The sequence below is a fragment of the Chloroflexus sp. genome, assembly GCF_034432675.1.
In the GTDB taxonomy this organism is placed as follows: Bacteria; Chloroflexota; Chloroflexia; order Chloroflexales; family Chloroflexaceae; genus Chloroflexus.
Window position 1 is genome coordinate 1 of sequence record NZ_DAOUBI010000164.1, and the last position, 6,095, is coordinate 6,095.

The window sequence follows — 6,095 nt, forward strand, 5'->3', positions numbered from 1 at the left end:
TTCAGTGTGCTGGCCGGTTATCTGCTCTCGCAACGTGAGTTTTGGTGGGGCATTGTCGTTATCTTGCTCATGGGATTTGCTGACGTGCTGGATGGTGCAACTGCTCGCGCAAGTGGGATGGCCAGCGAGTATGGTACAGTGCTCGATCACGTGACCGACCGCTACGCGGAGGCCTTTGTCATGGGAGGGCTGATGCTATCGGGAGTGGTCGCACCGGTTTGGACGCTGTTTGCGATCTTTGGAATGGTGATGGCTAGCTACGTCCGTGCTCGAGCAGAGGCGACCGGGAAGCTTGCTTCCTGCAACGTTGGATTTGCCGGACGACAGGAGAAGCTCGGTCTGCTGCTCATTGGTCTGATATTGATGCCGTTTTTTCCTGATCGACCGGTGCTGGAATGGGCGGTTATTGCAGTGGGTATTGCATCCCACATTACTGCTGTACAGCGCCTGTTACACACTCGTCAGATGCTGGTTGGTTCGGCTCGCGACCCCAAACTGCGAAAGGAATCTGGGATTATCTAGTTGTAACATATAGAGGTTCCTATGGCGCTCTCTGAAGCAGAAGTTCGTCACGTGGCCCGACTCGCCCGGATTGCGCTGTCCGATGAAGAAATTGCTCTGATGCAGGCGCAACTCTCGGCGATCCTTGATTATATCGAGATGTTGCAGGAAGTCGATGTCAGCAATGTGCCACCAACTGCGCAGGTCACCGGATTAACGACGGTTTGGCGACCTGATGTGGTAGGCGAGATGTTGACCCAGGAACAGGCCCTGGCAAATGCCCCCGATCAGCAAGATGGTATGTTTCGGGTACGGGCAGTGTTTGACGAATGAGCAGGTGCAACTTTTGCCCGTGGGTGAACGTCGTACCGGCAGTAATAATGATGTTATCCATTACGAAAGGATACGACGATGTACGGCAATTATGGTAATGGCCCTCGACGCCCGTATGTTGTGATCGGCGGCTATCCGGTCAAGCCGGTATACCTGATCATTCTGGGCGTAATTGTCTTCGGCTTGCTGGTGTATTTTCTGATGCGGTTTTTTAACATCGGCCTAACGATGCATTTTGGCGCATTTGCCGGGCTGTTACTCCTGATCGCTAACCTTCGTGAATTGCTAGGATACGGGTATACTCAACGTGGAAGCACCGCGTTGCTCAATACCCTGATCGGTGGTGGTCTGCTCTTTGCCTGGTTGGCGCAGTTCTTCGTTCTCTTCTGGGTGCCGGCACTTCTTGCCGTTGGTGCAGCGACGCCACTGGCTTTCAATCGGGCTGGTGTCTATGCGGCATACCTGACCACTGCTCAACGTGCAGTCGAGCAGGTGCGGCGAACGGTGGTACGGCAGTAACATTTCCGGTTTGATCTAGCTCTCCAGTACAAGCTAAAACAGTCAGCGCGGAGGGGAAAAAAGAAGTGTTCCCCTCCGCGCTGATTATTGTGTCTGGTTGCTTGATGGAAGCAGCTCTACCGGTCGTATCTCCTTTATGGATAGATGCGATACAGTTGGCGTGGGAATGGGATAGTTTCTCGAATGTGGCGAGTGCCGGTAATCCAGGCTACGACGCGCTCAATGCCCATGCCAAAGCCACTGTGTGGCACTGTCCCATAGCGGCGGAGATCGAGATACCACTCGTAGTCTTCAATACGCAGACCGTGTTCACGGATTCGTTGCTCGAGAAGGACCGGGTCGTGAATGCGCTGTGAACCACCGATAATCTCACCGTATCCCTCCGGTGCCAACAGATCGGCACACAATGCAACTTCTGGACGTTCCGGGTTCGGTTGCATATAGAAGGCCTTAACCGCCGATGGGAAACGTTCAACGAAGACCGGGCGATCAAACTTCGAGGCAATCAAGGTTTCGTGAGGGGCACCGAAATCTTCGCCCCACGGCAATGGGTCGGCACCTTCCACTTCCCCCTGGTGCGCAGCTATCAACTCGATAGCCTCATCGTAGGTAATCCGTGGAAACGGCGGTCGTACCTGTTCGAGCAGGGTCGTGTCACGCTCTAGAGTCTGCAAATCGTCTCGTCGCCGCTCTAGCACGCGGGCCACAATTGCGCTGACAAATTCCTCTTGAAGACGCATGTTGTCTTCGTGATCGGCGAAGGCTACTTCCGGCTCGATCATCCAGAATTCGGTTAGATGCCGGCGAGTCTTGCTCTTCTCGGCGCGGAAGGTTGGGCCAAAGCAGTATACCTTCCCAAACGCCATCATACCGGCTTCAACGTAAAGCTGACCGGTTTGGGCCAGGTAGGCTTTGCCCAGATCGAAATAGTCGGTTGCAAACAGATTTGTGGTGCCTTCAGCCGCAGTCGCGGTCAGGATCGGGGTATCGAAGCGCACAAACCCCTGCTCGTTCAACCACTCCTGGGCAGCGGCAATAACTTCGGCCCGAATCCGCAGGATGGCGTGCTGCTTCGCTGAACGTACCCACAGGTGGCGGTGTGCCATCAGAAATTCAACTCCGTGCTCTTTGGGAGTGATGGGATATTCGTGGCTAGGGCCAATGAGTTCAATTGACTCAACGTCAAGTTCATACCCTCCCGGTGCTCGCTCGTCGGCTCGCACGCTGCCGGTGATACGACAAGAACTCTCTTGGGTGAGTGATTGTGCGGTAGCAAAGGTCTCTTCACTGACATTTTTCTTAAATGTGACACATTGAATTGTTCCACTACCGTCGCGCAAGAGAATAAAGATCAATTTGCCTTTCTCGGTCTTGTGGTAGACCCAGCCGGCCAGAGTAACGCGCTGACCAACGTAACGGGCAATGGTCGCAACGGTTGCAGTTGGCAACAGCGACATAGACGCTCCTTATCGCTATCTGTCTTGTCTTTCTACAGCGTCAGTATGCCACGATCTGGCATAGCTGGCAAATTGATCGGCAAGTGTTCGCCCAGGCCACAATTGTAGGTTGCGAATGTGATTAGATTCCTTTGACCGATAGTTTGCTGGGTCAAATCCGGTCGGTGAAGCGTGGTTAGTGCTGATGGTATGATAATGATAATCCAGGTTGCTACCTACACTGTGATCATGCCACGTACAGCACGACGCTGCGCACAACACCGTGCAGCATAACTGAACTGTATAAACCATGTGGATAGCAGCCAGTTCCCTCAGACACGCTCCTTCACGCCTTACGGTAGCAACTCGAGTTATGCCTATCCTCTGTGTCCTCCGTACCTCTGTGGTGATAAAGGTAGCAACTTGGGCTATGATTTGTTCAGCTTCGGGCAAGACTGACAGCGTGGTGTCGCTTGTCGAACACCTTTGCGAGTGTTGGCATTCTGTGCTATATTGTCAATCCAGAAATCAGCAGTGCAAAGCGGTGCAACGGCAACTATCGTAATCAAATACCACACCCAGACGGTGGCCGGCTCGGGATAACAACATAGTCCGAGGGAACGTCATGATGATATATGCTAGTGTGCGTTGATATGCAACGACGCAGGTAAAGATTGTTGGCTAAGCAATTCAGACCGTTACCCATTGGAAGATGCACTGCTTTGCTGAACAAAACAACCATATCACCTTTCGTCTGTGTTACAACTTCCGAGTGTGGTTATCATGTTGAGCCTTATGCAGCGCAAGTGGCAGTTTCTTCGCGCAAAGCGATTTACCGACATGCTGCGTGAAGTGCGACGGAAATACGTCGTGAACGGATAATGTTTGCGACAAAAACATCCCGTGGCAGCCAAAAGATGATCTATATCCGGAGTGAACTATCGAACAACAGAAGGATCAGGCGATGAAATCTGTCGTTCAGCAATGGTATACTCACCCCGCTGTGCGGGCTGCTTTGACTGATCTTGCCGACTACCGGCCAACACTAGCTACAGCAATTGAAATTCAACAGGTTCCGGCGCCAACGTTTGCTGAACGACCACGCTCATTGCTTGTCAGTCAGCGTATGCAAGCCCTCGGTCTGCACGATGTCGAGGTTGATGATCTGGGAAATGTGTATGGCCGCCGCCCGGGTAGTACCGCACGTCCAGGACTGTTGATATCGGCTCACCTTGATACCGTTTTTCCAGCCGATACCGATCTCTCAATTCGTTATGAAGGTGAACGAGTATATGGCCCCGGAATCGGTGACAATAGCGCAGGTGTTGCCGGCTTGTTGCGCCTGGCCGAGATGTATCAGCGCTTTGATCTGCCAAATACCAGCGATATCTGGTTCGTGGCCAATGTTGGTGAAGAGGGTCTGGGCGATCTCCGCGGTATGCGCAGGGTGGTTGAGCGCTTGCGAACCCATCTGAGTACGGTGGTCGTCATTGAAGGTTGCGATTTCGGTTCGCTCCACCATCAGGCAATTGGTGTACGTCGGTTTCGGATTGAAGCTACCGGCCCTGGTGGTCACTCGTGGGGAAATTTTGGTACCCCGAGTGCCATTCACGTTCTCGTTCGGCTGGCTGCCCAGTTAACCGAATTGCAGGTGCCATCGACTCCCCGTACGACGTTTAACATCGGTACGATCAGTGGTGGCACGTCGGTGAATACAATTGCCCAGCACGCCAGCATGCTCCTCGATCTACGTTCGGTATCGTCGGCAGCGCTCACCGATCTGGTCGATGAAGTGTACCGTCTGGTCGAAGAAGTTGCGCTTGGGTACCCGGATGTGCACATTCAGCTTACTAAAGTGGGAGATCGGCCCTCAGGTGCTATTCCTCGTGAACATCCGCTGGTTCAGGCCGCAGTCGCAGCCTATCAAATGGTCGGTGCGCAGATTTCATTTCAGCAGAGCAGCACCGATGCCAATATTCCATTGAGTCTGGGGATGCCTGCGGTTTGTGTTGGTCTGACCGATGGCGGCAATGCCCATCGTACCGATGAGTATATTCTGCCGTTCAATCTGAGTCGGGGAATGCAGGCGCTACTTCTGCTGTCGCTGGCAGCAAATACTCTTGACACGATATGATGAGGATGCGGATTCAATACATATGCGTAAACTGCTCGTTGTTCTCCTGATGGTGTTGATCCTCTCACCCGTGCCGGTTACTGCGAATACTGCTGCCGGCACACCGATCTTGTTTCGTGAAACTGGTCATACGCTGGCGTATGCGTTTCGTGAGTTCTATGATCGACAGGGAGGGTTGCCGATTTTTGGTTATCCCCTCACCGAGGTGTTCATCGAAGATGGCCGCCCTGTGCAATACTTCGAGCGGGCCAGGTTTGAATGGCACGCTGAACTGGCGCTGGTGCAGGTTGGGCATCTCGGTCGGTGGGCAGCGGCGGCGCTGACGACACATCCGGCATTTGCGCCACTTTCTGCCCCTCCACCCAATGCCGATTTCTTTCCTGAGACCGGTCACAGTCTGAGTGGTGCGTTCCGTTCGTTCTGGTGGGCGAGTGGTGGCTTACCGACATTTGGCTTTCCGCTTTCAGAGCCGTTTGAATACACCGACAACAACGGTCAGCCTCGTCTGGTGCAGTTCTTTGAGCGTGCCCGTTTCGAGTGGCATCCGCAGAATCCCCCCCGCTATCAAGTCTTGCTCGGTCATTTGGGACGCGAATGGCTGGCAGCCAGTCCGGCGCCAGAATGGGCTATGCAGACGGTGGCTACCCCTGATGCAGCCTGGTCGGTGGTACGCCCTACCCGTGTCCAGGTGCCACGGATCGGAGTTGATACGGCTGTCGTGAGCGCTGGCTTTTCTTTCGGAGCCTGGGATGTACCACGCTACACGGCTGTTCATTACTGGCCGATCAGCGGCTATCCTGGTACGACCGGTAATATTGTGATTGCCGGTCATGTCGGCTACCGGGGCATCATCTTCAATCAATTGCCCGCCATCACAGTTGGCGATGAGGTTCTGCTAACCGTCAATGGACATATTCGGCGTTATGTTGTGCGCGAAGTGCTCACGGTGCTTCCTGATGAGACGTGGGTTCTGGCGCCGACCAGTCGCGAAACCCTGACCCTGATCACCTGTGTGCCAATCGGCGTCTATTCACACCGCCTGATCGTTCGGGCAGCACCGGTTGCCGATTCGTGAAATTAAGATAACCCAAGTTGCCACCTTACGTCACTACCGCGGTGCGGGTCGTTGAGCGCGACGGGGGAGGGGTGGAACACGGATGGACGCGGGTGAG

General features: G+C 54.0%; 6 protein-coding genes. 5 read left to right on the forward strand and 1 reads right to left on the reverse strand.

Annotated elements, in window-relative coordinates:
- The 3 genes from VAE55_RS12195 to VAE55_RS12205 form a co-directional block, all read left to right on the forward strand.
- A partial coding sequence (locus VAE55_RS12195) for a CDP-alcohol phosphatidyltransferase family protein (RefSeq protein WP_322816054.1) occupies nucleotides 1-522 on the forward strand: 522 nt, incomplete at its 5' end.
- A gap of 21 nt (nucleotides 523-543) precedes the next feature.
- Entirely contained in the window at nucleotides 544-834 is a 291-nt protein-coding gene (gene gatC, locus VAE55_RS12200; RefSeq protein ID WP_322816055.1) for an Asp-tRNA(Asn)/Glu-tRNA(Gln) amidotransferase subunit GatC, read from the forward strand.
- Between the two features lie 78 nt (nucleotides 835-912).
- A complete protein-coding gene (locus tag VAE55_RS12205) occupies nucleotides 913-1,353 on the forward strand; it encodes a hypothetical protein (protein ID WP_012257311.1) in 441 nt (146 codons plus the stop codon).
- A 134-nt stretch (nucleotides 1,354-1,487) separates the two neighbouring features.
- On the opposite strand, the gene asnS is transcribed toward VAE55_RS12205, so the two are convergent.
- The gene (asnS, locus tag VAE55_RS12210) at nucleotides 1,488-2,810 is read right to left on the reverse strand and encodes an asparagine--tRNA ligase (RefSeq protein WP_322816056.1); all 1,323 of its coding nucleotides are present in this window, start codon (nucleotides 2,808-2,810) and stop codon (nucleotides 1,488-1,490) included.
- A 943-nt stretch (nucleotides 2,811-3,753) separates the two neighbouring features.
- Between asnS and VAE55_RS12215 the strand changes: the two genes are divergently transcribed.
- Together VAE55_RS12215 and VAE55_RS12220 are read left to right on the forward strand one after the other, a co-directional pair.
- Nucleotides 3,754-4,923: a M20/M25/M40 family metallo-hydrolase gene (locus VAE55_RS12215; protein WP_322816057.1), complete on the forward strand. Its 1,170-nt coding sequence runs from the start codon at nucleotides 3,754-3,756 to the stop codon at nucleotides 4,921-4,923.
- A 22-nt stretch (nucleotides 4,924-4,945) separates the two neighbouring features.
- The gene (locus VAE55_RS12220) at nucleotides 4,946-5,998 is read left to right on the forward strand and encodes a sortase (RefSeq protein WP_322816058.1); all 1,053 of its coding nucleotides are present in this window, start codon (nucleotides 4,946-4,948) and stop codon (nucleotides 5,996-5,998) included.
- Nucleotides 5,999-6,095: the final 97 nt, after the last annotated feature.

Excerpts from the sequence above, each read along its gene's own strand:
- gatC (WP_322816055.1), top strand. The coding sequence starts at position 544 with ATGGCGCTCTCTGAAGCAGAAGTTCGTCACGTGGCCCGACTCGCCCGG.
- VAE55_RS12205 (WP_012257311.1), top strand. The coding sequence starts at position 913 with ATGTACGGCAATTATGGTAATGGCCCTCGACGCCCGTATGTTGTGATC.
- asnS (WP_322816056.1), bottom strand. The coding sequence starts at position 2,810 with ATGTCGCTGTTGCCAACTGCAACCGTTGCGACCATTGCCCGTTACGTT.
- VAE55_RS12215 (WP_322816057.1), top strand. The coding sequence starts at position 3,754 with ATGAAATCTGTCGTTCAGCAATGGTATACTCACCCCGCTGTGCGGGCT.
- VAE55_RS12220 (WP_322816058.1), top strand. The coding sequence starts at position 4,946 with ATGCGTAAACTGCTCGTTGTTCTCCTGATGGTGTTGATCCTCTCACCC.